The sequence below is a fragment of the Rhodoferax sp. genome (assembly GCF_044236835.1).
Classification (GTDB): domain Bacteria; phylum Pseudomonadota; class Gammaproteobacteria; order Burkholderiales; family Burkholderiaceae_C; genus Allorhodoferax.
Map to the genome: position 1 here is coordinate 23,402 of NZ_JBIIGC010000022.1, position 24,422 is coordinate 47,823.

At 63.2% G+C, this 24,422-nt stretch carries 23 protein-coding genes; 6 read left to right on the forward strand and 17 right to left on the reverse strand.

What is annotated here, in order from left to right:
- Positions 1-927: an NAD(P)-dependent oxidoreductase gene (locus ACILRC_RS13405; RefSeq protein ID WP_395669880.1), complete on the forward strand. Its 927-nt coding sequence runs from the start codon at positions 1-3 to the stop codon at positions 925-927.
- A gap of 39 nt (positions 928-966) precedes the next feature.
- On the opposite strand, the gene ACILRC_RS13410 is transcribed toward ACILRC_RS13405, so the two are convergent.
- The 3 genes from ACILRC_RS13410 to ACILRC_RS13420 are packed head-to-tail and all read right to left on the reverse strand — an operon-like array spanning position 967 to position 2,628.
- Positions 967-1,605, reverse strand: a complete 639-nt coding sequence (locus ACILRC_RS13410) for a BON domain-containing protein (RefSeq protein WP_395669881.1) — start codon at positions 1,603-1,605, stop codon at positions 967-969.
- Complete coding sequence (locus ACILRC_RS13415; RefSeq protein ID WP_395669882.1) at positions 1,602-2,201, reverse strand: phosphoheptose isomerase; 600 nt, start codon at positions 2,199-2,201, stop codon at positions 1,602-1,604. Before ACILRC_RS13415 ends, ACILRC_RS13410 begins: the two co-directional genes overlap by 4 nt.
- 37 nt (positions 2,202-2,238) lie before the next feature.
- A complete protein-coding gene (locus ACILRC_RS13420) occupies positions 2,239-2,628 on the reverse strand; it encodes a YraN family protein (protein ID WP_395669883.1) in 390 nt (129 codons plus the stop codon).
- 1 nt (position 2,629) lies between these two features.
- Here ACILRC_RS13420 and rsmI point away from each other — a divergent pair, with 1 nt between their 5' ends.
- Positions 2,630-3,574 (forward strand): 16S rRNA (cytidine(1402)-2'-O)-methyltransferase, encoded by a 945-nt coding sequence (gene rsmI, locus ACILRC_RS13425; RefSeq protein WP_395669884.1) that lies wholly within the window; start codon positions 2,630-2,632, stop codon positions 3,572-3,574.
- A 38-nt stretch (positions 3,575-3,612) separates the two neighbouring features.
- On the opposite strand, the gene ACILRC_RS13430 is transcribed toward rsmI, so the two are convergent.
- From ACILRC_RS13430 to ACILRC_RS13450, 5 genes are all read right to left on the reverse strand, one after another.
- On the reverse strand, positions 3,613-3,918 hold the full coding sequence (locus ACILRC_RS13430; RefSeq protein ID WP_395669885.1) for a high-potential iron-sulfur protein: 306 nt from the start codon (positions 3,916-3,918) through the stop codon (positions 3,613-3,615).
- A 173-nt stretch (positions 3,919-4,091) separates the two neighbouring features.
- A complete protein-coding gene (locus tag ACILRC_RS13435) occupies positions 4,092-5,654 on the reverse strand; it encodes a diguanylate cyclase (protein ID WP_395669886.1) in 1,563 nt (520 codons plus the stop codon).
- A 77-nt stretch (positions 5,655-5,731) separates the two neighbouring features.
- Complete coding sequence (locus ACILRC_RS13440) at positions 5,732-7,711, reverse strand: ATP-binding cassette domain-containing protein (RefSeq protein ID WP_395669887.1); 1,980 nt, start codon at positions 7,709-7,711, stop codon at positions 5,732-5,734.
- Between the two features lie 67 nt (positions 7,712-7,778).
- The gene (locus ACILRC_RS13445) at positions 7,779-9,284 is read right to left on the reverse strand and encodes a CoA-acylating methylmalonate-semialdehyde dehydrogenase (RefSeq protein ID WP_395669888.1); all 1,506 of its coding nucleotides are present in this window, start codon (positions 9,282-9,284) and stop codon (positions 7,779-7,781) included.
- Positions 9,285-9,308: 24 nt separating this feature from the next.
- A complete protein-coding gene (locus ACILRC_RS13450) occupies positions 9,309-10,604 on the reverse strand; it encodes an aspartate aminotransferase family protein (protein ID WP_395669901.1) in 1,296 nt (431 codons plus the stop codon).
- A gap of 193 nt (positions 10,605-10,797) precedes the next feature.
- On the opposite strand from ACILRC_RS13450, the gene ACILRC_RS13455 reads away from it, so the two are divergent.
- Positions 10,798-11,769, forward strand: coding sequence for a LysR family transcriptional regulator (locus ACILRC_RS13455; protein WP_395669889.1), 972 nt, complete (start codon positions 10,798-10,800; stop codon positions 11,767-11,769).
- Positions 11,770-11,788: 19 nt separating this feature from the next.
- On the opposite strand, the gene ACILRC_RS13460 is transcribed toward ACILRC_RS13455, so the two are convergent.
- On the reverse strand, positions 11,789-13,090 hold the full coding sequence (locus tag ACILRC_RS13460; RefSeq protein ID WP_395669890.1) for a D-amino acid dehydrogenase: 1,302 nt from the start codon (positions 13,088-13,090) through the stop codon (positions 11,789-11,791).
- 84 nt (positions 13,091-13,174) lie between these two features.
- Between ACILRC_RS13460 and ACILRC_RS13465 the strand changes: the two genes are divergently transcribed.
- Positions 13,175-14,089: a LysR family transcriptional regulator ArgP gene (locus ACILRC_RS13465; RefSeq protein ID WP_395669891.1), complete on the forward strand. Its 915-nt coding sequence runs from the start codon at positions 13,175-13,177 to the stop codon at positions 14,087-14,089.
- Between the two features lie 62 nt (positions 14,090-14,151).
- Positions 14,152-14,769 carry a TetR/AcrR family transcriptional regulator gene (locus ACILRC_RS13470; protein WP_395669892.1) on the forward strand — a complete coding sequence of 206 codons (618 nt, stop codon included), beginning with the start codon at positions 14,152-14,154 and terminating at the stop codon, positions 14,767-14,769.
- Positions 14,770-14,791: 22 nt separating this feature from the next.
- Here ACILRC_RS13470 and ACILRC_RS13475 read toward each other — a convergent pair whose 3' ends face one another.
- From ACILRC_RS13475 to ACILRC_RS13485, 3 genes are all read right to left on the reverse strand, one after another.
- The gene (locus tag ACILRC_RS13475; RefSeq protein WP_395669893.1) at positions 14,792-15,214 is read right to left on the reverse strand and encodes a universal stress protein; all 423 of its coding nucleotides are present in this window, start codon (positions 15,212-15,214) and stop codon (positions 14,792-14,794) included.
- Positions 15,215-15,307: 93 nt separating this feature from the next.
- Entirely contained in the window at positions 15,308-16,132 is an 825-nt protein-coding gene (locus tag ACILRC_RS13480) for a metallophosphoesterase (RefSeq protein WP_395669894.1), read from the reverse strand.
- Positions 16,129-17,106, reverse strand: a complete 978-nt coding sequence (locus ACILRC_RS13485; protein ID WP_395669895.1) for a LysR family transcriptional regulator — start codon at positions 17,104-17,106, stop codon at positions 16,129-16,131. Before ACILRC_RS13485 ends, ACILRC_RS13480 begins: the two co-directional genes overlap by 4 nt.
- A gap of 116 nt (positions 17,107-17,222) precedes the next feature.
- Between ACILRC_RS13485 and ACILRC_RS13490 the strand changes: the two genes are divergently transcribed.
- On the forward strand, positions 17,223-17,630 hold the full coding sequence (locus tag ACILRC_RS13490; protein WP_395669896.1) for a hypothetical protein: 408 nt from the start codon (positions 17,223-17,225) through the stop codon (positions 17,628-17,630).
- On the opposite strand, the gene ACILRC_RS13495 is transcribed toward ACILRC_RS13490, so the two are convergent.
- From ACILRC_RS13495 to ACILRC_RS13515, 5 genes are all read right to left on the reverse strand, one after another.
- Entirely contained in the window at positions 17,619-19,532 is a 1,914-nt protein-coding gene (locus ACILRC_RS13495) for a phosphoenolpyruvate carboxykinase (GTP) (RefSeq protein ID WP_395669897.1), read from the reverse strand. The two genes, ACILRC_RS13490 and ACILRC_RS13495, sit on opposite strands and share 12 nt — an antisense overlap.
- Positions 19,533-19,703: 171 nt before the next feature.
- Positions 19,704-20,258, reverse strand: a complete 555-nt coding sequence (locus ACILRC_RS13500; RefSeq protein ID WP_395669902.1) for a glutathione peroxidase — start codon at positions 20,256-20,258, stop codon at positions 19,704-19,706.
- A gap of 98 nt (positions 20,259-20,356) precedes the next feature.
- Positions 20,357-20,497 carry a hypothetical protein gene (locus ACILRC_RS13505; protein WP_395669898.1) on the reverse strand — a complete coding sequence of 47 codons (141 nt, stop codon included), beginning with the start codon at positions 20,495-20,497 and terminating at the stop codon, positions 20,357-20,359.
- Positions 20,498-20,607: 110 nt separating this feature from the next.
- On the reverse strand, positions 20,608-22,476 hold the full coding sequence (gene recQ, locus ACILRC_RS13510; RefSeq protein WP_395669899.1) for a DNA helicase RecQ: 1,869 nt from the start codon (positions 22,474-22,476) through the stop codon (positions 20,608-20,610).
- A 116-nt stretch (positions 22,477-22,592) separates the two neighbouring features.
- Positions 22,593-24,149: a YifB family Mg chelatase-like AAA ATPase gene (locus ACILRC_RS13515; protein WP_395669900.1), complete on the reverse strand. Its 1,557-nt coding sequence runs from the start codon at positions 24,147-24,149 to the stop codon at positions 22,593-22,595.
- Positions 24,150-24,422 lie beyond the last annotated feature (273 nt).

The following is a 24,422-nucleotide window of genomic DNA, read 5'->3' on the forward strand; positions in this document are numbered from 1 at the left end:
ATGTCTTCACTTCCCTCCAAAACTTACGACGCCTGCACTCCGACCTCGGTCGCTTTTCTAGGCTTGGGTGTCATGGGCTATCCCATGGCCGGCCACCTTGCTGGTGCGGGCCACCGGGTTACCGTCTACAACCGCACGCAGGCTAAGTCCCAAGCCTGGTGCGCCGAGTTTGGCGACCGAGTCAGCACACTGGGCCCGCACCGCCATGCAGCGACGCCGCGTGAAGCCGCACAAGGGGCTGACATCGTCTTTTGCTGCGTTGGCAATGACGACGACGTGCGCAGCGTCACCCTCGGGGAGGACGGCGCGTTCGCCGGCATGAAGCCTGGCGCGGTGTTTGTGGACCACACCACCGCCTCGGCGCGGCTGGCGCGTGAGCTGTTTGCGCTGGCCCAACAGGCCGGGCTTCACTTCGTAGATGCGCCGGTCTCGGGCGGCCAAGCCGGTGCACAAAACGGCATGTTGACTGTCATGTGCGGTGGCCAAGCGGCGGCCTTCGGTGCAGCGCAGCCGGTAGGCATGGCATTTTCCAGAGCGTTCACCCTCCTGGGGGACAGTGGCTCGGGCCAGCTTGCCAAAATGGTCAACCAAATCTGCATCGCTGGCTTGGTGCAGGGCCTCTCTGAAGCCATCGCTTTTGGCCAGCGTGCGGGTTTGGACATGCCGCAGGTGCTCGATGTCATTGGCAAAGGCGCAGCGCAAAGTTGGCAGCTCGACAACCGTGGCAAAACCATGGTGGCCGACCGCTTCGATTTCGGATTCGCGGTGGACTGGATGCGTAAGGATCTGGGACTGGTACTTGACGAAGCCAAGCGCAACGGCGCGCGGCTACCAGTCACTGCCTTGGTAGACCAGTTTTACGCCGATGTTCAGCAGCTTGGCGGCAACCGCTGGGATACGTCGAGCCTGATCAAGCGGCTCAAGTAAGCGGGTTACGCGTATGCTGCCCCGCAACCCGGGAGCAGCTTACTTTTTGGCAGGCGCAGGCGTTGGCAAAGTGCGGGCCAGCTCGTCCTCGCTGATGATTTCAAATACGCGGACCAAGCGCTGTACACCCGAGGTGCTTGTAATGACTTCGGTGGCACGGTTGGCTTCACGCTGAGTGACGCGCCCCATCACATAGACCGTGCCGCGCTCGGTGGTGACTTTGAAGGCGCTGGCGATCAGGTCCCGCGCATCGACTAGGTTCGCCTTAACGCGGCTGGTCACCAAGGTGTCGGAGGCGCGCTGGGTCAAGGTGGAGTTGCCCATGACCGTAAGCTCGTTGACGATGTTGCGCACGTTCTCGACTTCGGTCACGAGTTTTTCCACCAGTTGCTTGTCTTGCAAATTGGGCACTTCTCCAGTGAGCAGGACCTGGCGGTTGTAGCTGGTGACATTCACGTGAACCCGGTCACCGACGTTGACCGAGATACGCCGGTTGGCTTTGATTTCAATGGCATTGTCTTCGACTACGGTGCCCGAGGTGCGCCGGTCAGTGGCAACCATGGTGCCCGACACCACCGCGCCGCCCATGACAAGTGGAAAGCAGGCAGTCAGGCCGGCGACGCTTGCGCCAAGCAAAAGCAAGTAGGCCAGGGGCCGGGCAAGGTTTTGGGTTTTCATTTCTGGGTTTCCTGGTCGCCCAAAAGTTGGGCATCCACCGCATCGCAAATGCAGTGCAAGCTAAGGATGTGCACTTCCTGGACCCGCGCAGTGCGATCGTGCGGCACACAGATGTGCACGTCGGTGTCCTTGAGTGCGTGGTTCATCTTGCCGCCGCCGCGACCGCTCAGGCCGACGACGACCATGTCGCGCTCGTGTGCTGCCTCGATCGCTGCGAGCACATTGCCTGAATTGCCGCTGGTGGAGATCGCTACTAGCACGTCACCGGGTTGGCCCAGTGCGCGCACCTGGCGTGAAAATATGACGCTGAAATCGTAATCGTTTGCAATCGCGGTGATGGCTGAGGTGTCGGTGGTGAGTGCGATGGCCGCCAGCTCGGGACGGTCGCGTTCAAAACGGCCTATGAATTCGGCGGAGAAATGTTGCGCATCGGCCGCGGAACCCCCGTTGCCACACACCAGCACCTTACCGCCCCCAGTCAGGCACGCCAGCACCGCTTGCACCGCTGCCGCAATTGGCTTGCAAAGGACATCTGCCGCCTGGTACTTCAGGTCGGCGCTGTCGATGAAGTGTTGGTGAATTCGTTGTTCCAGCATAGTGCGGGATGATAACCGCCTAGCCCAAGCCCACGGCTCATGGGGCATCGAACGCGGCTTGCAACCAGGTGATGCCTTCGGGTTCAATCACGACCACATCAAACCGGCATGGGGGCACCTGTCTTTGGCGCATCAGGTAGTGGCGTGCGGCGAACACAATGCGGCGTTGTTTGGCAAAACCTACACTGGCGGCCGCGCCACCATGGCGCGCATCGGCGCGGCTGCGCACCTCGACGAACACGATGGTTCCATTCGGGGTTTGCACAATCAGGTCGACTTCGCCGCCGCCGCGACCGGGCGTCCGATAATTGCGCGCGACCAGCCGCAAACCCTGACGCTGCAAGTGTGCCAAGGCAGCGTCTTCCGCAGCATCCCCGATTTGTTTGGTGGTGCGTTCGGGCGGTGGTCTTGATGGAAGGAAACCCATAGTGAGTGCGTCCTTAACTTCTGCTCTGGCGGCTGCCACGCAGGCTGCCGAAGGGCAGAGCCACCCGCAAGGCGCGCTTTACATGGTAGCCACGCCCATTGGTAACTTGGCCGACATCACGCTGCGGGCGTTGTATGTTCTGCATTTGGCAGATACCGTGGCTTGTGAGGACACCCGCCACACCCAGCATCTACTGCGTGCCTATGGCATCCACAAGACGGGTGGCCAACTGCTGGCTCTGCACCAGCACAACGAGGAACAGGTGGCGAACCGCGTGATCGAGCGGCTGCGCCAAGGCCAACGTGTGGCCTACGTTAGCGACGCAGGTACGCCTGGTGTGAGCGACCCTGGCGCTCGCTTGGCAGCGTGTGTGTGCGCTCAGGGCTTGCGCGCGATTCCGCTGCCCGGTGCCAGCAGCGTGACAGCCTTGCTATCGGTCAGCGGTGTAGTGGCCGACGGCATGCCATCAGCAGGGTTCGTGTTTGTCGGTTTTCTGCCGAGTAAAGCGACCGAGCGTGCCCAAGCGGTCAACGCGCTGGCGCTGGAGGCGCGCGCGGCTGTGGTGTTGGAGGCGCCCCACCGCATCGAGGCCTTGGCGGGTGCGTTGGCGGTGTTGGGTGAGCGGCCAGTGACCCTGGGCAGGGAACTCACCAAACAGTTTGAAGAGATTGCCACCGTGCCAGCCTCTGGCTTGATGTCGTGGCTGCAAGAAGACGCAAAACGCTTGCGTGGTGAATTCACATTGGTGCTGCACCCCGCGCAGGTACAAAAGAGCACGCACACCGAAGTGCGCGTGCTGGGTTTATTGCTCGAAGAGCTGCCGCTGAAAACTGCAGTGCGGCTGGCTTCTGCCATCACGGGCGCGCCACGCAATGCGGTGTATGCGCAGGCACTTGAGCTCACCCGCAGCGCAGTCGCTGAGGTACCTGAATCACCGATCGGGTGAGGTGTTGCGCCCGCGAAGGCGCAACATAGCCAACCAGCTTAGGCCTTCTTGGCCCAGGCGCTGCACCAACCATTGCCCGCCACTTGCTTGCCGGGGAATGCGCCGCAGCCGCCCGCCTTGTCGCTGGCTTTACCTTGATACAGGACGCAGTTGGAGCACTTTTGGTCGACGGTGTGCTTGGGAAACTTTGTTTTGTCGACTTTGGTTGTATCGGCCTTGTAACCCAGAGTCACAGCCTGCTTATCGGTCTCCGAAAGCATGGTGCCTTGTGCGAAGGCTGAACCTGCGAGCAGCGCGCCGCCGCCCAGGCTGACTTGAACAATGAATTCACGACGATTTGACATAACGGTAAGTCCTGTGGGTTAAGTAAAGGAGCGGCGCACCTCGTGGTTCCAACCTGCGGTTGGCCGCCGCCCATGTGCATTGTTGGCGATTCGTGGCCCTTGGTTTGTCGGTACGGAAATTGCCCCAACGCGCTCGCCATTATGAACCCAGGATAAACCACCTTTGTCGCGTGCTACTCGGCCACCACTACCCGGTTGCGACCGGCGGCTTTGGCCAGGTACAAGGCCTTGTCGGCGCGTTGGTAAAGGCTGCTGGCGGTATCGCCGGCGCGCATTTCTGCCACGGCGCAACTGATGGTCATGCATTCGAGGGGCAAACCGGCGCGGTGCTCCAGGCCCATGTCCAAGACGGCAGTGCGGAGTTTTTCGGCGGTGGCCAAGGCCTGGCTGGCATCGGTTTGCTCCAGCAAAGCGCCGAATTCCTCACCACCCAGGCGCGCTGGCATGTCCAGCTCCCGGCGCAGCGTGGCCCGAAAGCAATCGGCCAAGCGCTGCAGCGCCGCATCGCCTGCTGGGTGTCCGTAGGTGTCGTTGTAGCGCTTGAAGTAGTCGATATCGACCAAGAGCAATGACGTCGCCACATCCTTGCGACCCCGTTGCGCGAGCAGGTGCGAAAGCCGGTGGTTGAAGGCGCGCCGGTTGGGCAGTCCCGTGAGCGTGTCGGTGTTGGAAAGGTTTTTGAGTTCGGCCACTTGGTTGCGCACGATGCCGATCACCGCGTCGATGTTGCGCGCCAAGGCGGTGATCTCGTCGCGCCCATGGACTGTGAGCGCGCCACTCCAGTCCTTCGATTGCACGATGTGCCCCAACTCCTGGCGCAGGCGGTTGAGCCTGCGCACCACCAGCGAGTCCAGCAGCACCACGATCAAGAGCCCACACACGCCTATCAGCGCCACCACCACCCACTGCGTGGTGGCCAAGCCCTTTTGGAGCGCGGCGGTATCGCGCCTGGGCCACTGCATGCGCAGCTCGCCAATCGGTTTGGCAAAGATGCTCCATATGGGATAGCGCAGTTCCAGCCGATCGCTAAACATCTCCATCGACACTGCCTCAGGCCGAAAGCCGCTCGCTGGCACCGGCATCACCGGCACGCTGTAGTCCGTGGAGCCGACTGGCATGGCCACCAGCTCGAAGGCCAGACCGGTCTGGTCGGAGACGAGTTGTACTGTGTTGGGATGGATCCAACTGCCCAAGACAGCGGTTCCAGCGGGTTCGCCGCGGCCATCGCTTTTGAGCACCGGGCTGAAGCAGGCGAATGCCAAACGCTCGCGGGCTTGCACCGCTCCGCATCCGTGGGCGCCGGGGTGGGCTTTGAAGTAAGCGGCATAGGCCGCTGCGTGGCGCCGCGTTTCCAAGGTTGCAGGCTGGGAACCGTCAGCCTGCGGTACTTCTACGATGTCCACCAGTTTTCCGTCTGCATTAAACAGCGATAGCCAATCGGCACCGGCCACTGCCACCGTTTGTGGCGTGAGTTCCTCGGCGCGAAAGGCAGCGCTCGGTTGGATCAGATAGCCGTGCAACGCGGTCCAGTTGGACCAAGACATCAATATGCCCTGCACTTGCAGGGCACGGGCGTCCAAAGACGCTACCAATCGGCGCAGGTCGCCGCTTGCTTCGAGCCGCTCCATGCGGGTGGCATTGGACTGGGTGTCCCAGCGCAGCACCGCCAAGGTCAGCGCTGCCAGCAAGGCAAGGATGCCCAGCAGCGAAAGGGCAATACTGCGGCGAAGTCCCATGGGGGTTTACTTAGACGAAAAGGAGGCGCCAGAGCGGCGAAGGCGCACGGTAGCCGCAATGCGCGCGGTCGTCAACGTCACCCGCCGCCCAGTGCTTCCCAGCGCTCCAGCGCCGCCAGCAGCGCATCATCAATCTCTGCGTTGCGCGCCGCCAGGGTCAGGGCTTGGGCGTTGTCCTTGGCAAACAGGCTTCCGTCCGCCAGGGCCTGCGCGATGCGTGCCTGCTCTGCCTCCAGAGTGGCAATGGTGTCGGGCAGGCTGTCGAGTTCGCGTTGCTCTTTGAAGCTGAGCTTGCGGGCCTTAAGCGGTGCGGTAGCGCCAGCATTGCTCGCAGCCGGAGTCGCACCCGCAGTGGCGGCCGTGGCAGGCTTGGGCGCTGGGTTGGGCTGGTCGCGCCCGTAGTGAAACGGCGTTGCCCCTTTGCTCCCTTTGGCCTGGGCGATGGCATTGGCGCGGCTGCTTTGGGTGAGCCAGTCGGTCACGCCGCCTTCGAACTCGCGCCAGCGGCCGTCGCCTTCGAAGGCAATCGTGCTGGTGACCACGTTGTCCAAAAACGTCCTGTCGTGGCTGACCAAGAACACGGTGCCGTCGTAGTTCTGCAACAAGTCTTCCAGCAACTCGAGGGTGTCAATGTCCAAATCGTTGGTGGGCTCGTCGAGCACCAGCACATTGGCCGGTCGCGCAAAAAGCCGCGCCAGTAACAGGCGGTTACGCTCGCCACCGGAGAGGGAGCGCACCGGCGAGTTGGCGCGGGCGGGCGAAAACAGGAAGTCGCCCAGGTAACTTTTGACGTGCTGGCGTTTGTTGCCAATCTCGATCCACTCGCTGCCCGGGCTGATGAAGTCTTCCAGCGTGGCGTCCAGGTCCAGCGCGTTGCGCATCTGGTCGAAGTAGGCCACCGAGATGTTGGCGCCCTGGCGCACCGTGCCCCAGGGGCTGTGACCGGGCTCGGGTGGCGGTGCGTGGGCGGGCGCGGGGTCGCTTCTGAGTTCGCCCAAGATGAGCTTGAGCAAGGTCGTTTTGCCCGCGCCGTTGGGGCCCAGCAGGCCGATTTTGTCGCCCCGCAAAATGGTGGCGGAAAAGTCCCGCACGATGGTCCGATCGCCAAAGCTTTTGGACACATGGGTTAGCTCCGCCACCAGCTTGCCGCTGGCTGCGCCGCTGTTGAGATCCATGTTGACGCTGCCCAGCACTTCGCGGCGGGCGGCATGTTTGGCGCGCAACTCGTTAAGGCGCACGATGCGGGCTTGGGCGCGGGTGCGGCGGGCTTCCACCCCTTTGCGGATCCACACTTCTTCTTGGGCCAGCAGTTTGTCGGCGCGTGCGTTGATGACCGCCTCTTGCGCCAGCTGCTCTTCTTTTTGCAGCAGGTAGGCTGCAAAGTTGCCTGGGTAGGAGAGCAGCTTGCCGCGATCGAGCTCGACGATGCGGGTGGCCACGTTGTCCAGGAATGAGCGGTCGTGGGTGATGGTGATGATGCTGCCGCGGAAATCGGTGAGCAGGCCCTCGAGCCACTCAATCGAGTCAAGGTCGAGGTGGTTGGTGGGCTCGTCCAGCAAAAGCACCTCGGGCTGGGCCACCAGCGCCTGGGCGAGCGCGACGCGCTTTTTGGTCCCACCCGACAAGGTGCGCACTATGGCGTCGGGATCGAGGTGCAAGCGCTGCAGGGTTTCGCGCACACGCTGCTCCCAGTTCCATCCGTCGACCGATTCGATCTCGGCCTGCATCGCGTCGAGGTCGCCCTGGCCTTGGCAGTAGGTTTCGATCAGGTCGATGGTGCGGGCCAGCCCCACGCTGACCGCGGTGAACACCGAAGCATCGGCGTCCAGTACCGGCTCCTGAGCCACGTAGGCAATACGGGTGCCGCTTTGCACTTGCAAGCTGCCGTCGTCAGGTTTTTCCATGCCGCCCAAGATCTTGAGCATGGACGACTTGCCCGCCCCATTGCGCCCAATCAACCCGACCCGCTCGTTCGCCTCCAAAGAAAAGTCCGTGTGGTCCAGCAGGGGAACGTGCCCAAAGGCAAGTTGGGCGTCGAGAAGGGTGATCAGTGCCATAGGGGTCGGATTATCCCTTGTGGCACGGTGCACGCAGGGTGGCGCAAGGCCACCTTGCGCGGGCGCATCAGCGTGAGCTGGGGAAACTAAAGACCGTACCTTCGCGCACTCCGGCCGAGGGCCAGCGCTGGGTGATGGTTTTGCGCTTGGTGTAGAAGCGCACCGCGTCCGGGCCGTAGGCGTGCAGGTCGCCAAACAGCGAACGCTTCCAGCCACCAAACGAGTGGTAGGCCACCGGCACCGGCAGCGGCACATTCACGCCCACCATGCCGACCTGGATGTTGTCGGTGAAGTAGCGCGCCGCCTCGCCGTCGCGGGTGAAGATGCAGGTGCCGTTGCCGTACTCGTGCGCGTCGATCAGGTCCATCGCCTCTTGCAGGGTTTTGACGCGCACCACGCCCAACACCGGTCCGAAAATTTCTTCCTGGTAAATCTTCATGCCGGGCTTGACGTGGTCAAACAGGCAGGGGCCGAGAAAGTAGCCCTCCTCGTGGCCTTCGACCTGGACGCCACGGCCATCTACCAGCAAGGTGGCACCTTCGGCCACGCCTTGGTCCACATAGCCCTTGACCTTCTCAAAATGCGGTTTGGTGACCAGCGGGCCCATGTCGCTCTTGGCATCGAAGCCGGAGCCAACTTTCATTTTTGCCATCTCCACTTTCAGACCGGCAATGACGGCCTCGGCGGTACCGTCGCCCACGGCTACCACCAGCGGAATCGCCATGCAGCGCTCGCCGCACGAGCCAAATGCTGCGCCCATCAGCGCGTTGACCGCGTTGGGCACATCGGCATCGGGCATGACCACCGCGTGGTTCTTGGCGCCACCTAGGGCCTGCACCCGCTTGCCGTGGGCGCAGCCGGTGGCGTAGATGTACTCCGCAATCGGGGTGGAGCCGACAAAGCTCACTGCCTTGATGCGAGGGTCAATCAACAGGGTATCCACGGCCTCTTTGTCGCCGTTGACCACATTGAGCACGCCCGGTGGCAAGCCCGCTTCCAGCGCAAGTTGGGCGATGCGCAAGGTGCTCGATGGGTCGCGTTCTGAGGGCTTGAGAATGAAGCAGTTGCCGCAGGCCACGGCCATGGGCCACATCCACAAAGGCACCATGGCGGGAAAGTTGAACGGGGTGATGCCGGCCGTCACACCCAGTGCCTGGAACTCGCTCCACGAGTCAATCGCCGGCCCCACGTTTTTGCTGTGCTCGCCCTTGAGCAACTCGGGTGCGTAGCTGGCGTACTCGACGTTTTCAATGCCGCGCTGCAACTCGCCCAGGGAGTCGGCCAGCACCTTGCCATGTTCGGCGGTGATCAAGGCGCAGAGTTCGTCGGCATGTTGCTCCAATAGCACCTTGAGGTTGGCCATCACGCGGGCGCGCTTGAGCGGCGGCGTGTTGCGCCATGCAGGGAACGCGGCCTGCGCGTTGGCGATGGCCTGCTCTACCGTGGCCTTGTCGGCCAGCAGCACGCGCTTTTCGGCCTTCCCGGTGGCGGGGTTGAATACATCTTGCGCGCGGCTGCCGGTGGTGGTGATCTGGCCGCCAATCAGGTGGCCAACGGTGGGAACTTGGGTCATGGTTCGGTGTCTCTGGCTGGGTGCCTAGGCGGTGGCGTGGATCGCCTCGCCCAGCGCGTTGATCAGGCTGTCGATCTCTGCCTTCTCGGCAATGAAGGGCGGCGCGAGCTGGATGGTGTCGCCGCCGTAGCGCACGTAAAAGCCTTTTTCCAGGCACTTCATCGCGATCTCATACGGCCGCTTGGCGGGTTCGCCGGGGACCGCTGCGATGGTGAAGCCCGCTGCCAAGCCGCAGTTGCGGATGTCGGTCACGTGCTTGGTGCCCTTGAGGCTGTGCACCGCGTTTTCGAAGTGCGGCGCCAGCGCCGCCACGCGTTCGACCATGTGTTCTTTCACCAGCACGTCCAGTGCGGCGATCCCGGCAGCGCAGGCCACCGGGTGGGCCGAGTAGGTGTAGCCGTGCGGAAACTCCAGCATGTACTCCGGGCCGCCGGCGGCCATGAAGGTGTCGTAAATCTCGGTCTTGGCAATCACCGCACCCATAGGCTGCGTGCCGTTGGTGACCTGCTTTGCCACGTTGAGGATGTCGGGCGTGACGCCAAACGCCGCTGCGCCGGTGTAAGCGCCCATGCGGCCAAAGCCGGTAATCACCTCATCAAAAATCAGCAGGATATTGTGGGCGGTGCAGATCTCGCGCAGGCGCGGCAGGTAGCCTACCGGCGGCACCACCACGCCGCCCGAACCCGACATGGGTTCGACGATGACGGCGGCAATGTTGCTGGCGTCGTGCAGGGTAATGAGGCGCAGCAACTCGTCAGCCAGTTCGGCGCCGTTGGGCGGCATGCCTTTGGAAAACACATTGCTGGCCAACTGGGTGTGGGGCAGGTGGTCGGCTTCTACGCCTTGGCCAAAATGCTTGCGGTTGGCGCCGATGCCGCCCACCGAGATGCCGCCGAAGTTGACGCCGTGGTAGCCCTTTTCGCGGCCGATCAGGCGGGTTTTGGTGCCCTGGCCTTTGGCGCGCCAGTAAGCACGAGCCATCTTCAAAGCGGTGTCGGCCGACTCGGAGCCCGAGCCGGTGAACATCACCCGGTTGAGGCCTTGGGGCATGAGCGCGCTGATTTTGTTGGCCAGCTCAAAAGAGAGTGGGTGGCCGAACTGGAACGCAGGCGAGTAGTCCATGGTGCCAATTTGCTTGGACACTGCTTCAGTGATTTCGGGGCGGCAGTGGCCCAGTCCGCAGGTCCACAGGCCGGAGAGTCCATCAAAAATTTTGCGCCCGCTGGCGTCGGTGTAGTAGGCGCCTTGGGCGCTGACCATCATGCGCGGGTTGGCCTTGAAGTTGCGGTTGCCGGTGTAGGGCATCCAGTGCGCGTCCATCCACGCGGGATCCTGCGGGTAGGGCGTGGTGGTGGTGACGGCGTGCTGGGTGCTGTGGGAGTCGTTGGGCTTCATGGGGTGTCTCCAGGCCAAGGGGTTGACTGCAGATGGGTGTTAGCAGGCGCAAAGTGCGATTCTGCGCTCTGTTGATACTTCGATATAGTGAGGTTTATCACTATCTGCTTGCGGGTTTATGAAACTAAAAGGCCGCGCCGTCCTGGGCCAAATCAGCGACATGGATTTGCGGCTGCTGCGGGTGTTTCGCACCGTGGTCGATTGCGGCGGCATGGCGGCGGCAGAGCTGGAGCTCAACATCGGCACCAGCACGGTGAGCCGCCACATCAAAGACCTGGAGACGCGTTTGGGGCTGGTGCTGTGCCGCCGGGGCCGCGCCGGCTTTGCGCTCACCGCCGAGGGCGAGCAGATCTATGCGCAAGCCGGTCAGCTGCTGTCGGCTACCGACGCGTTTCGCGCCGGCGTGGACGAAATCCACCAGCGCATGGGCGGGCAGTTGCATGTGGCGGTGTTTGACAAAACCGCCAGCAACCCTGCGTGTCACATCGCGCAAGCGATTGCGCTGTTCGCCGAGCGAGCACCCGACGTTGCTTTGAACCTGCATGTCTCCACGCTCAACGGGATCGAGCGCGGTGTACTCGACGGCCAGTTTCATATTGGTGTGATTCCGGGCCACCGCAGCTCGGACATGCTGGAGTACACCCGGCTGTTTGATGAGGCCATGCTGCTGTATTGCGGTACAGGCCACCCGCTGTTTTCGGATGGGCCACTGCCCACAGCCGAGGCGCAGGCGCTGGACTGGAGCAGCTTGCGCAGCCATGCGTTTGCTGGCTTGGGCTACCACTCGCCCAATATGGAAATCAGCCAGCAGCGGCGCATGCCGCGCAAAGCCACCGGCTTCGACCAGGAGTCGATTGCGACGCTGATTTTGTCGGGGCGCTTTCTGGGTTTTTTGCCTATCCACTACGCCCAAAGCTTTGTGGCAGATGGAAAGATGCAAGCCATCCAACCGGCGCTGTTCCATTACGCATGCGACTTTTTCGGCATTACCCGCCGTTCGCCGCAACCTTCTCGCGCGACCCGTGCGTTCCAGGCTTGTTTAGAGGCTGCGCACGCGCCAAGCGCCGTGGCTGCAACCGCCGCGCGCTAGCCGCCTTAGAAAAGCCGCGCTAGAAGCCGTAGAACCGGAAGTTCATCTCAGGCCGCTGGCCGCACAGCAATTCCGCGATCGCCTTGCCCGAGCCCGCGCCGTGCGTCCAGCCCAGCGTGCCGTGGCCGGCGTTGACCCACAGCTTGCCCACGCGGGACTTGCCGATGTACGGAATATTGGTGGGCGTGGCCGGGCGCAGGCCGGTCCAAAAGCGCGGGTTGCCACCTTGCTCCTCCAAGCGGGTGTCGCACACGCCGGGGAACACCGTTTCCACGCGGCGCGCCAGCATGTGGCAGCGGGCGCGCGCCAGGGCGGTGTCGAGCCGTGTGTCGTAGCCGCCCACCTCGATCGTGCCGGCAATGCGCAGTTCGTCGCCGAGTCGGCTCATGGCGCATTTCACCGAGTCGTCGATAAAACTCACGGTGGGAGCAAGCTCGGGCTTGAGAATCTTGAAGGTGGCGCTGTATCCCTTGCCCGGATAGATCGGCAGGTTCAGCCCGACGCTGCGCAGCAACGGCGCGGTATACGAGCCCATGGCCACCACGAACGCGTCGCTCTGCAGTGCTTGGGTGCTACCGTTCACCTGGTTGCGCACGCGTACCGACTCCACCGACCCATCGCGGAGGTCGAGCGACAGCACATCGTGGTTCCACAAAAACCCAACCCCCAGCGCAGCGCAGCGCTGGGCCAGGGCCTGGGTGAACACGCGGGCGTCGCCGCTCTCGTCGCTTTCGGTGTAAGTCCCGCCCACGATGTGCTGGCCAAACTGCCGGAACGCGGGCTCGATGCGCAGCAACTCGGCGGTACTCACCACCCGGCGGTTGACGCCGTACTTGGCCATCAGAGCGGCTGAGTCGGCCGCGGCGTCGAAGGCCTGTTGGTCCAAGTAATAGTGCGCGATGCCTTTTTGCAGCCGGTTGAACTCGATGCCGGTGGCGGCGACGATGTCTTTGAGTGCCGTGTGGCTGTAAGAGCCCAGAGCCACGAGTTGCTGCACGTTGCGCTCGAACGCGCGATCGTTGCAGTTGGCCAAGAACTCCAGCCCCCAGCGGTACTGGGGCCAGCCCGCGCCCACCGGAAACTGTGGCCGAAACAGCAGCGGTGCTTCTTTGCTGAACATCCACTTAAGGGCTTTCCAAGGGGCGTCCTTGTTGGCCCAGGGCTCGCAGTAGCTCACAGAAATCTGCGCTGCATTGGCAAAACTGGTTTCCAAGGCGGCGTCGCTCTGGCGGTCCACCACGGTCACGCTGTGCCCGCGCTGTGCCAAGTGCCACGCGGTGCTGATGCCAATGATGCCAGCGCCAAGTACGGTGATTTTCATGGTGACAGTGTCGTGCAATGGCGAGTAGCCGAACAGCAAAATGAATTAAATTCAGAAATCATTAGATTTACTAATAATTAATGCATGCGCACCTTTGACACCGATGCACTGGAATGCCTGGCCGCCATCGTCGAAGAGGGCAGCTTCGAGCGTGCTGCAGTGCGCCTGTCGGTCACGCAGTCTGCGGTGTCGCAGCGATTGCGCGCACTCGAAGCCCAGGTGGGAGCGGTGTTGTTGGTGCGCAGCCGCCCGCTCAAACCCACCGCAGCGGGCCGTTTGCTCATCAAGCACGCGGTGCAAATGCGGCTGTTGCGCGCCGATCTGGACAATGATCTACAGGACCTCACCCCCAGCGCTAGCGTGCTGCGCGAGGAAGACCGCATATCGATCGCCATCAACGCCGACAGCATCGCCACCTGGGCACTGCCCGCTCTGGGACCATTGGTCGATGCTGGCCTGCCGCTTGAAATCATCACCGACGACCAAGACTTCACCCACGAATGGTTGCGCGAGGGGCAAGTTCTGGGTTGTGTAACCAGTCTCAAGCAGGCGCTGCGGGGCTGCAAAGTGCAGCCCTTGGGCGACATGCGCTATGTTGCTGTGGCGGCCAAGGACTATGCGCGGACGCGCTGCGCACAGGGGCTCTCAGCGCACAACTTCCGCCAGGTGCCATTCATTGCGTTCAACCGCAAGGACGACTTGCAATCCGATTTCGTCGCCCGGTCCTTGGGCCTGCGTCGTGTCACATTGCGCCAGCGCTTTGTGCCCAGCTCGGAAGGCCAGGTGCGGGCGGTTCTGGCCGGCTGGGGCGCCAGTGTGGTGCCGTATCTACAAGTGCAGGGCCTGCTGGCCAGCGGAGCCTTGGTCAACCTCACGCCACACCACAGCTTGTCGGTGCGCTTGTACTGGCATTGTTGGAACCTGGACTCGGCGGTGATTGACCAGCTCACGCGGGCTTTGACCGAGGGCGCGAAGCTGGCTCTGGGGACTGACAAATAAACTGACCGGTCACAAAGTAATCGACGGCTTCGCGAACCGACGACAGCGGCTAAACTTCGGACATGAAATCCAGCAACGTGGTCAAAGTGTCGTTCAAAGAGCAAATGCTGCAGGCGCGGGAGGACGCGATCATCCGAACCGTCAACGGCTTGTTGTCGCAAAAAGGCTTCGAGGCGATGACGGTGGACGAGGTGGCTGCCAGCGTTGGTATTGCCAAAGCCAGCCTGTACAAACATTTCCCCAGCAAAGAGGACCTCGCCGCCGCCGCCATGGTGCGAGTGATGCGCAGCGCACAAGCGTTTATTGCGACGCTGCCAGTGGATGCGCTGCCGCTGGACAACCTGCGCGCGGTGGTGCGTTGGACTATGGAGCGTAAGTTGGCAGGTGAGATGCCTTCGTTGCCCAGCCAGAACTCCAGCTTGCGCGCCACCCTGATTGGTACTGCAGACTATCTTGAGGTCTTGGTGGCCGTCAGCGATGTGCTCGGTGCTTGGATTGAACAGGCCCAAGCCGCAGGTGCCTTGGACAAAAAGCTTCCGGCCATTGCCATTTTGTACACGCTGTACGCGCGAGCGTGTGATCCGGTGCTGGAATTCTTGCAAATGGGCGGCCAGTACGACGACGCGCAGATCGTGGATGTGGTGATGTCTACCTGCTTCAACGGCATCAGTGCCCGCTAGCCGACCGGTTGTGCCTGCGGGGTTAGCGAACTAGCAACACAGGCACCTTGCACTGCGCCACCACTTGGGTGGCCACTGAGCCCATGACCAGCGTGGCCAAGGCACCGTGGCCGTGCGAACCCATGACCAGTAAGTCGTACCGGCCCTGGCTTGCAACCTTGGCAATCGTGGATGCGGCCGGACCAACTTTGGCAAGCCCTTTGGAGCCAATGCCATGGCGCAGTAAAAACTTGTCGGCTGCGGAAATGACTTTTCCTGATTCCTCGGCGTAATAGCCCTCCACGACCTCTTTGCCCAAGGCAGAACGCGCTCGCGAGGGCAAGGCCGTTTGCACATTGAGCAGTGTGTATTGGTGGTCTTTGCCAAACAAGCTTGCGTGGTTGCACACATAAACCAGCAGGCGCTTGCTGAACTCGCTGCCGTCAATTGCCAGAAGAATTTTCATCGCGATCCTTGTAGTAGGGTTCAAGCCGTTGGCCGTCAAACCTAGGGCTGTCGGCGGCTGGACCTCGCTTCATCATACGCCCGGCACATGGGCTCACACCGATAGCAACAGGGTGGGCGCAAACCTAGCCTGTTCGTTTTTTCGGACGTAGCCCAAGGGGTTGGCCACCACCCGGCAGCCTGCTTGCACGTAGTCGCTGGGCGCATGCAAGTGCCCGTGCACCCACAGGTCGGCCTGCGCGAACAGCGGGTCCAAGCGGTTACAGAACGCTGCCGTCCCGGGCGTTTGGCCATAGCGCGGGTCGGCGCTGCGCAGGCTGGGGGCGAAGTGGGTGACCACGACGGTGCTGCCGTCAAATGGGGCGTCCAGTTGGGCCCGTAACCAGTCTTGGCACAGTAGCGCTTGCGTGCGCCATTGCGCCGCCAAAAAGGGGGCTCCGTCACGCGTGGTGCCGGTTTTTGAGAGGTAGTGGTTGGCAGCGCGAAAGGCTTTCTCCCGCTGCAACAAAGCCTGCGCTGCGGAATCTTCCAGCGCCGCCAGCCCGTCAAAGTCGCTCCACAGGGTGGTGCCAACCAAACGCACCGGCGCACCGCGCTTGTCTTTCCAAGGCGTGTGCACCACCGCGCGCTCCAACCAAGTGATGCCAAGTGCTTGGCAGGTGGCCTGCAGCCGCAGGTGGGCGGCATCGAAATCCAAGCCGTCGTACTCGTGGTTTCCCGGCACAAAAAAAACTGGCGTAGGCCAGCCAGCGAGGGGAGAAAACTGCGCCAAACCGAATGCGTCATCCGTCAGCAATGAGCCCTTCTGGTACGAGCCCACATCACCCGCAAGCACCAGCGCATCCGCACCCAGCGCTGGCTCTGCGCGCCAATGTGGGTGGGCCTCCAGGTGCAGGTCAGAGAGTAGTTGGATGTTCACGCTGGGAAAACCTCGGACGCCACGGCCTGCACTGTCTGGCGCAACCAGATGTGGGCACTAGCGTTGTCTTGGCGCTGGTGCCACAGCGCGTCGACTTCGATTGCGGGCACTGCAAAGGGCAACTCGCGTTGCACCAACTGTTCCGAGAACCCGGTCACGCTGACGAAGTGGCGTGGCAGCACGGTCAGCAAATCCGATTGGGCCACCACCCGCCCAGCGGTAAAGAACTGGTTCACCGTGAGCACCACCGACCGACTTCGGTCAATGCGTTCCAACGCTGCGTCGATGAAGCCGAATGCCCGCCCTGAAAAACTCACCAGCATATGGCGCGCGCTGCAAAACCGGTCAAGCGTCAGAGGCAGATGTGCGATGGGGTGGTCTTGTCGCATCACACACACATAGTCGCCACTGAACAGGCGGTGGTGCAGAAAAGCCACAGCCTCTCCCGCCTGGGCCTTGGCGGTCAGGTCGGCCCACACGGAGGGAAAGTGCCCGACGGCCAGGTCGGCCTCACCGGCGTCGAGCAAACGCCGCGGGTCACGTGTTGTCAGTGGCACCGCCCGCAACGTGATGCCGGGAGCCTCGCGCTGCAGCACGTGCACCAGTCCTGGCATCAGCTCAGCGGCGGTGGCGTCTGCCATGGTCAGCACGAACGCGTTGTCGGCGGTAGCGGGGTCAAAGTCCGTCGGTGCCAAGGCCGCTTGCAGTCCTCGCAGAGCCTCGCGCACCAGGGGCCAAAGTTCGAGTGCCCGGGCGGTGGGTTCCAGGCCGCGCCCCTTGCGCACCAAAAGTTCGTCGCCCAGGGCCTCACGCAAGCGCCGCACCGCGTTGCTGGCTGCGGGTTGGGTGATAGCCAGCTCCTGGGCGGCGCGTGTCAGGCTGCGCTCAGACATCACCGCGTCGAAGGCTTTGAGCAAGTTGAGGTCGAAAGTGCGCAGGTTGAAGGGCTGGGAGGGGGGTGGGCGGCGACTCATAAATGCTGTGAATATATTGCATCACTAACATAAAGTGGAGATTTGTTCGGGTTAACCCTATGCTGGCACCTATTGGCCCACGGTGTGGGTGCTTTTTTTGATGCAAGGAGTTTTGTATGGCCCGAATCGCCACTGTTGAGTACCTGGACGCCGCACCTGCCCGCGTCCCTGCTTACATGCCATCCAACCATCTGCCGGTGGAAGGCTCTAAAACGCTCGCCGGCCTGCTGCTGGCTGCGGCTTTGGCCGCTGTGCTGGTGGTTGCAGACCAGGTCATCAGCACCTGGTCCGACGGCCACTTGCTGGTGGGCTGGGTTGCCTTGTGGGCGGTAGCCTTTGGTGTATTGGCTTTTTTGGCGCGCCCGATGCGCCGACTTGCCAGCCTCGCCTCCTTGGCGCTGGCTGCGCAATGGCAGGCCACGCAGCTTCGGCGCCAGCACCGCGAGATGCTGGAATTCGCCCGCCAAGACCCGCGTCTGGCAGCAGAGCTACAGGCCGCGATTCAACGCAGTCTAGTGGATTGACTTCAAGCGCTGCGCCAGCCGCAGCCGCGTAGCTTCCAGCTCCTGGGGCAGGTGGTAGGCGAGCTGCTCGAACAGGGCAGCATGCAGCCCCAGTTCCTCCTGCCACGCCGCTTGGTCCATGCGGGTGACCGTGTCGAACTGCGCAGGGCTGAAGTCCAGCCCGTCCCAGTGCATCTCCTCTAACTTGGGCGCAAGCCCCAAGCCGTTGTCTTGGCCGGGCACCGTGCCCTCCAGCCGATCGATCATCCACTTCAGCACCCGCATGTTCTCGCCGTAGCCGGGCCACACAAAGCTGCCGTCGGCGCCTTTGCGGAACCAATTGGTGGTGAAAATTTTCGGCGGTGTGGCACCGCTCTTGGCCAACGCCTTGCCCATTTGAATCCAGTGCGCAAAGTAGTCGCTCATGTTGTAGCCAATGAAGGGCAGCATGGCAAAGGGGTCGCGGCGCACCACGCCAGCTTGGCCGACGGCGGCAGCAGTGGTCTCGGAGCCCATGGTTGCGGCCATGTACACACCTTCGACCCAGTCGCGCGCTTCGGTGACCAGGGGCACGGTGGTAGAGCGGCGACCGCCAAAGATGAAGGCGTCAATCGGCACGCCGCTCGCATCATCCCACTGGCTGTCCAGTGCAGGGTTGTTGGTGGCAGCCACGGTAAAGCGCGCGTTGGGGTGCGCGGCTTTGGCGCCGGTTTCTTTGGCCAGTGCGGGCGTCCAGTCGCGGCCTTGCCAATCGATCAGGTGCGCGGGCAAGCCGCCGCCGTCTTTCTCCATGCCCTCCCACCACACATCGCCGTCATCGGTCAGCGCCACGTTGGTGAAGATCACATTGCGGTCCAAGCTGGCCATGCAGTTGGGGTTGGTGTGGAAGTTGGTGCCGGGCGCCACGCCGAAGTAACCTGCCTCCGGGTTGATCGCGACCAGCCGGCCGTCGGGGCCGGGCTTGAGCCAGGCGATGTCGTCACCGATGGTGGTGACCTTCCAGCCCGCAAATCCGGCGGGCGGCACCAGCATCGAGAAATTGGTTTTGCCGCAGGCACTGGGGAACGCCGCCGCCACGTGGTACTTCTTGCCTTGCGGGTTGGTCACGCCCAGGATCAGCATGTGTTCGGCCAACCAGCCAGCGTCGCCGTCATTCTTTTGGGCGGCCGCGCGCCCCATGGTGGAGGCAATGCGCAGCGCGAAGCACTTTTTGCCCAAGAGAGCGTTGCCGCCGTAGCCCGAACCGTAGGACCAGATCTCCCGGGTTTCGGGGTAGTGCACGATGTATTTGGTGGCGTTGCAGGGCCATTTGACGTCGGCCTGTCCCGGCATCAGCGGCGCCCCCACCGAGTGCACGCAGGGCACGAAGCTGCCGCCCACACCCAGCACGTCGTACACCGCCTTGCCCATGCGGGTCATGATGCGCTGGTTGACCGCCACATAGGCGCTGTCGCTGAGTTCGACGCCAATGTGCGCAATCGGCGAGCCCAGGGGGCCCATGGAGAAGGGCACCACGTACATGGTGCGCCCGGCCATGCAGCCGTCAAACAAGGCTTTTTGTGTGGCCGTGCCGTACTGCAGGCGCTCGCGCATGTCGGCCGGTGCCATCCAGTGGTTGGTGGGGCCGGCGTCCACTTTGGTGGCGCTGCAAATAAAGGTGCGATCTTCGACGCGGGCCACATCGCTGGGGTCAGAGCAGGCCAAAAAGCTGTTGGGCCGCTTGGCCGGGTTGAGCCGCGTGAAGGTACCGGCGTCTACCAATTGCTGGCACAGGCGCTGGTACTCCTCTTCGGAGCCGTCGCACCAGTGGATGGCTGCCGGTTTGCACAGCGCCGCCATCTCGGCGACCCAGGCGATCAGGGCCGCATTTTTGACAAAGCTGGGCGGGGCGGGCTGGATTCCCTGCATACGGGGTGCGTTCATGAAAAGCTCCAAGTTTGAAAATTGCCTTTTCAAAGCCCACCGCCCTGGCTTTGAAAAAACAACGGCGCCCGGGGTGCAAGCTGCACCGCGGGCGCCTATTCTAGGAACCGGTACCGGAGTTACCAAGCCGTTACATGGGAAACCCATGCAAAAGACGCATGACTTTATGCGTCAATCAATGGCCGCAAGTCTGGGTGTTTTGAGCGCGCGCTGCACGTCGGACAACAGTGCTGGCGCCAATGGCTCGGTATTGCTGGGGTAGCTGGCCAGCACCTGGCCGTTGCGGCCCACTAGGTATTTGTGGAAGTTCCACTTTGGCGATGTGCCGCTGGCGCCGCGCAGCGCTTTGTACAGCGGGCTGGCAGCGTTGCCCACCACCACCGACTTTTCAAACATTGGGAACTTCACGCCGTAAGTGTTGAAGCAGACGTCAGCAATCTGCTTGCTGTTGCCGGGTTCTTGCTGCCCAAAATCATTGGAGGGAAATCCCAGCACCACCAGCCCGCGCGGTGCGTACTGGGCGTGCAGCGCTTCGAGCCCTTGGTACTGCGTGGTGAAGCCGCAGTAACTGGCGGTGTTCACTATGAGCAGTACCTTGCCTTGGAATTGGCACAGGTTTTGTGGCGCGCCATCTTGCAGCCGGGGGAAGGTGTGCTGCAACAAGGGTGGGCAGCTTGCTGCGCTGGGTTGCGCCGGTGCTGCCAGCGTGTTGGCCGGCATCCACATTGCCCAGAACAGGGTGGCAGCGCCGGTGATGCGTAAAGCTTGCAAAGCCCGGTACGGCACGGCGCTGGAAACTAACAAAAGTGCCTAGCGCCGGCGGCTTAGGCCATGGAGACGGCGATGAAGGCCAACAAGAACATCAACACCGCGCCGACGATGGGCAGCACGATGGGCATCATGGGAACCACCGCTTCCACCGGGTCAGCGGGGGCGTCGTGCGTGTCGTGAGAGGGCGTGGACATAAAGATTTCCTAGAGTTGAGGCTGGTAGAGACTGGACGCGAGTTTATCGCCTCTGGGTGGCAGTTGACGGCTTGGGGCCATGGTGTCCGCACGGCGGCACAGCCCGTTGCTCACGCCAAGCACACGACCCGCAGCACGTCTTCGGCGTAGGCGTCGAGTTTTTTGCTGCCGATGCCGCTGATGCCCTGCAAATCGGCCAAGGATTGCGGCGCGCGCTGCGCAATCGCGGCCAGGGTGGCGTCATGAAAAATCACGTAGGCGGGCAGGTTGTGGGCGCGCGCCACCTCGGCGCGCCAGGCTTTGAGCGCGCTGTAGCGCAGTAAACCTTCGCTGTCGAGTTGGATGGGGGCTTTCACCACGGCGTCGGCGCGCGGGTTGCGTTTGGCCCGGGGTTCGCTTGCGGCAGTGCTGGGTTGGCGCAGCGCCACCGAGCGCTCGCCGCGCAGCACCGAGCGGGACAAGGGTGTGAGGTGCAAGGTGTTGAATGCACCACCATCGACCGCCACTGCGCCAACCGCAATGAGCTGGCGCAGCACGCCGCGCAGTTGGTGCTCGCTCAGGTCGCGGCCTATGCCAAAGGTGCTGAGCGCTTCGTGGCCGTACTGGGTGACTTTGTCGGTCACTTTGCCGCGCAGAACATCCATCAGGTGGCCGGCGCCAAAGTGCATGCCGTTCAATTGCCCAATGCGGTAGATGGTGCTCAAGAGCTTGCGCGCTGCGTCGGTGCCGTCCCAGATCTGGGGCGGGGTCAGGCAGTTGTCGCAGTTGCCGCAGGGCGCGCTGTCCTCGCCAAAGTAGGCCAGAAGGCGCACCCGGCGGCAGTCGGTGGCCTCGGCCAGACCGAGCAGGGCGTCGAGCTTGCCGCGCATGACTTGCTTGAAGGCCTCCCCCGCTGGGCTCTCGTCAATCATGCGGCGCTGGTTGACCACATCTTGCAGGCCGTAGGCCATCCACGCGTGTGCGGCCAAACCGTCGCGGCCTGCGCGTCCGGTTTCTTGGTAATAGCCCTCGATGTTTTTGGGCATGTCCAAGTGCGCCACGAAGCGCACATCGGGCTTGTCGATGCCCATGCCAAAAGCGATGGTGGCCACCATGACGATGCCGTCCTCGCGCAAAAAGCGGTCTTGGTGGGCCTGCCGCACTGCGCTGTCCAGGCCGGCGTGGTAGGGCAGTGCGCGCACGCCCGCGTCCACCAGGTTCTGCGCAGTGTCTTCCACCTTGCGGCGCGACTGGCAGTAGACGATGCCGGCCTCGCCGCTGTGCTCGCGCTCGATAAAGCGCAAAAGCTGTGCGCTGCTGTCGCGCTTTTCAACAATGGTGTAGCGGATGTTGGGCCGATCGAAACTGCTGACAAACGCGCGCGCGTCTTGCAGCTGCAAGCGCTCCAGAATGTCTTCGCGGGTCAGGTCGTCGGCGGTGGCGGTGAGGGCCATGCGCGGCACCCCCGGAAATCGCTCGTACAGCACGGTCAACGCCCGGTACTCCGGACGAAAGTCGTGGCCCCACTGGCTGACGCAGTGCGCTTCGTCGATGGCAAACAGCCCCAGCTTGCCTTGGGAAAACAGTGCGTCCAGCTGCGCCAGAAAGCGCGGTGCGGTGATGCGCTCCGGCGCGGCATACAGCAGTGTGATTTCGCCGCGCAACAGGCGCTGCTCGACTTGGTAGGCAGCGTCGCTGCTCAGGGTCGAGTTCAAAAAAGCCGCGCTCACCCCGGCCTCGTGCAGCGCGCCCACCTGGTCGTGCATCAGTGCGATCAGGGGCGAGACCACCACGGTGATTCCCAAGCCCGCGCGGTGGCGCGCGATCGCCGGAATTTGGTAGCACAGGCTTTTGCCGCCGCCCGTGGGCATCAAGACCAGCGCATCGCCTCCAGCGCTGACATGGTCGACGATGGCCGCTTGCGGTCCGCGAAACTGGTCGTAACCAAAGATCTCGCGCAGCAGCAGCGCGGGGGACGGAAGGGTGGCGGTTTGCGGCATGTAGTGGGGTGATTGTCCCGTGATTGTCGGGGTGTGCCACAAGGGTACGCAGTTGGGGCGGGCTGCTATACCAAGCTGGCACTGCGCAGGACAGGTCCGCAGGTAATGGCCAGCGCTTAGGCCGCAGCGCGCAGCACCCGCCGGTACTGCATGGCCTCGGCAACATGCCCCAGCTGGGTGCGCTCGCTGCCTGCCAAGTCGGCGATGGTGCGGGCGATCTTGAGGGTGCGGTGCGTGGAACGCGCCGACCACCCCAGCTGCAGCGCGGCCGATTGCAAAAAGCGCAGCGCATCCGGCTGGGCGCACACATGCACATCGATGGCCTGCCCCTGCAGCGCCTGGTTGCTGCAGCCCTGTCTGCGCAGCGCGCGCTCGCGTGCTTCGGTGCAGCGTGGGCGTACCACCTCGGTGGCTTCGCCAGGGGGCGCCTGCAACAGCGTATCGGCCGGCAGCGCTGCCACCTCTACATGCACATCAATGCGGTCCATCAAAGGCCCGCTGAGCTTGGACTGGTAGCGGCGCACCTGCTCGGGCGAGCACGCGCAGCGCTGCGAAGGCGACCCCAGGTAACCGCAGGGGCAGGGGTTCATGGCCGCCACCAACTGAAAGCGCGCAGGAAACTCAGCGCGCTGCGCGGCGCGCGCAATGGTGATGGTGCCGCTCTCCAAGGGCTCGCGAAGTGCCTCCAAGGCGGAGCGCTGGAACTCGGGGAACTCATCAAGGAAGAGCACGCCGTTGTGGGCCAAAGAGATTTCGCCGGGCCGGGGCGGCACACCACCGCCCACCAAGGCCACCGCGCTGGCCGAATGGTGCGGGCTGCGCGTGGGTCGCTGGCCCCACTGCGCCAGCGTGAATCGCCCGGCCAGCGAGGCAATGGCGGCGGATTGCAAGGCCTCTTCGCTGTCCATCTGGGGCAACAGCCCTGCAAAGCGTTGCGCCAGCATGGACTTGCCTGCACCGGGCGGCCCCACCAGCAGCAGGCTGTGTCCACCGGCAGCTGCAATCTCGAGCGCCCGCTTGGGGCCGGCCTGGCCTTTGACGTCGGCCATGTCGGGGTGCGCCGCGCGGGCGCTGGGCGGCGTGGGAAGCACCCGCACCCAACCGTCGCCGGGTGTGGACCCGTCCTGCGGTGCACCGGCTACGCCGCCACCCTCGGGTGCAAAGGCGTGCACCACATCAAGCAGGTGGCGGGCGCGGTAGACGCGCGCGTTCGGCACCAGCGCGGCCTCCTCGGCGCTGCCCGGTGGCAGCACCAGCGTGGGCGCGGGCTCAGAGGTGCGCAGCGTGGTCAGCGCCATGGCCAGCGCGCCGCGCACCGGCCGCAGTTCGCCCGAGAGTGAGAGTTCGCCAGCAAACTCGTGGCCCACCAGCTTGGCGGCGTCGACTTGGCCGCTGGCTGCCAGGATGCCCAGTGCGATGGGCAAGTCCAACCGGCCCGAGTCTTTGGGCAGGTCGGCCGGTGCCAGGTTGACGGTGATGCGCTTGTTGTTGGGAAACTCCAGCCCAGCGTTTTGGATGGCGCAGCGCACCCGCTCGCGCGCCTCTTTGACCTCCACATCGGCCAGCCCGACCAGGGTGAAGCTGGGCAGCCCGTTGGCCAAATGCACCTCCACGGTGATCTTGGCCGCCTCCAAGCCCAGCAAAGCGCGACTTTGCACCAAAGAAAGGCCCATGGCGGTGTTCTCCAAAAAAGTGCACCGCAAGGGAAACAGCGCACCAAGTAGGGGCGCAACCTGCGGTATCTGTGAATAAACACAGCACCATAGCGGGTCGCTGCGCCCGAGCGAAGGGCCCATTGACCGCACCGTGACACATCGGCTGGCACGGACCCTGCTTTATTGCGCTATCTCCCGGGCTGCGGAGAGGCGGACTGCCCAGTCCGATGTCTGCAAATTACTGTAATCAAGCTGAGGTAAACACATGAAACTCGTAACGGCAATCATCAA

Coding starts and splice junctions, on each gene's coding strand:
- ACILRC_RS13475 (WP_395669893.1), bottom strand. CDS start 15,214: ATGAAAATTCTTCTGGCAATTGACGGCAGCGAGTTCAGCAAGCGCCTG.
- recQ (WP_395669899.1), bottom strand. CDS start 22,476: ATGCCGCAAACCGCCACCCTTCCGTCCCCCGCGCTGCTGCTGCGCGAG.
- ACILRC_RS13445 (WP_395669888.1), bottom strand. CDS start 9,284: ATGACCCAAGTTCCCACCGTTGGCCACCTGATTGGCGGCCAGATCACC.
- ACILRC_RS13490 (WP_395669896.1), top strand. CDS start 17,223: ATGGCCCGAATCGCCACTGTTGAGTACCTGGACGCCGCACCTGCCCGC.
- ACILRC_RS13405 (WP_395669880.1), top strand. CDS start 1: ATGTCTTCACTTCCCTCCAAAACTTACGACGCCTGCACTCCGACCTCG.
- ACILRC_RS13420 (WP_395669883.1), bottom strand. CDS start 2,628: ATGGGTTTCCTTCCATCAAGACCACCGCCCGAACGCACCACCAAACAA.
- ACILRC_RS13515 (WP_395669900.1), bottom strand. CDS start 24,149: ATGGGCCTTTCTTTGGTGCAAAGTCGCGCTTTGCTGGGCTTGGAGGCG.
- ACILRC_RS13470 (WP_395669892.1), top strand. CDS start 14,152: ATGAAATCCAGCAACGTGGTCAAAGTGTCGTTCAAAGAGCAAATGCTG.
- ACILRC_RS13460 (WP_395669890.1), bottom strand. CDS start 13,090: ATGAAAATCACCGTACTTGGCGCTGGCATCATTGGCATCAGCACCGCG.
- ACILRC_RS13440 (WP_395669887.1), bottom strand. CDS start 7,711: ATGGCACTGATCACCCTTCTCGACGCCCAACTTGCCTTTGGGCACGTT.
- ACILRC_RS13455 (WP_395669889.1), top strand. CDS start 10,798: ATGAAACTAAAAGGCCGCGCCGTCCTGGGCCAAATCAGCGACATGGAT.
- ACILRC_RS13485 (WP_395669895.1), bottom strand. CDS start 17,106: ATGAGTCGCCGCCCACCCCCCTCCCAGCCCTTCAACCTGCGCACTTTC.
- ACILRC_RS13500 (WP_395669902.1), bottom strand. CDS start 20,258: ATGTGGATGCCGGCCAACACGCTGGCAGCACCGGCGCAACCCAGCGCA.
- ACILRC_RS13465 (WP_395669891.1), top strand. CDS start 13,175: ATGCGCACCTTTGACACCGATGCACTGGAATGCCTGGCCGCCATCGTC.
- ACILRC_RS13415 (WP_395669882.1), bottom strand. CDS start 2,201: ATGCTGGAACAACGAATTCACCAACACTTCATCGACAGCGCCGACCTG.
- ACILRC_RS13505 (WP_395669898.1), bottom strand. CDS start 20,497: ATGTCCACGCCCTCTCACGACACGCACGACGCCCCCGCTGACCCGGTG.
- ACILRC_RS13435 (WP_395669886.1), bottom strand. CDS start 5,654: ATGGGACTTCGCCGCAGTATTGCCCTTTCGCTGCTGGGCATCCTTGCC.
- ACILRC_RS13430 (WP_395669885.1), bottom strand. CDS start 3,918: ATGTCAAATCGTCGTGAATTCATTGTTCAAGTCAGCCTGGGCGGCGGC.
- ACILRC_RS13495 (WP_395669897.1), bottom strand. CDS start 19,532: ATGAACGCACCCCGTATGCAGGGAATCCAGCCCGCCCCGCCCAGCTTT.
- ACILRC_RS13450 (WP_395669901.1), bottom strand. CDS start 10,604: ATGGACGCGCACTGGATGCCCTACACCGGCAACCGCAACTTCAAGGCC.
- ACILRC_RS13410 (WP_395669881.1), bottom strand. CDS start 1,605: ATGAAAACCCAAAACCTTGCCCGGCCCCTGGCCTACTTGCTTTTGCTT.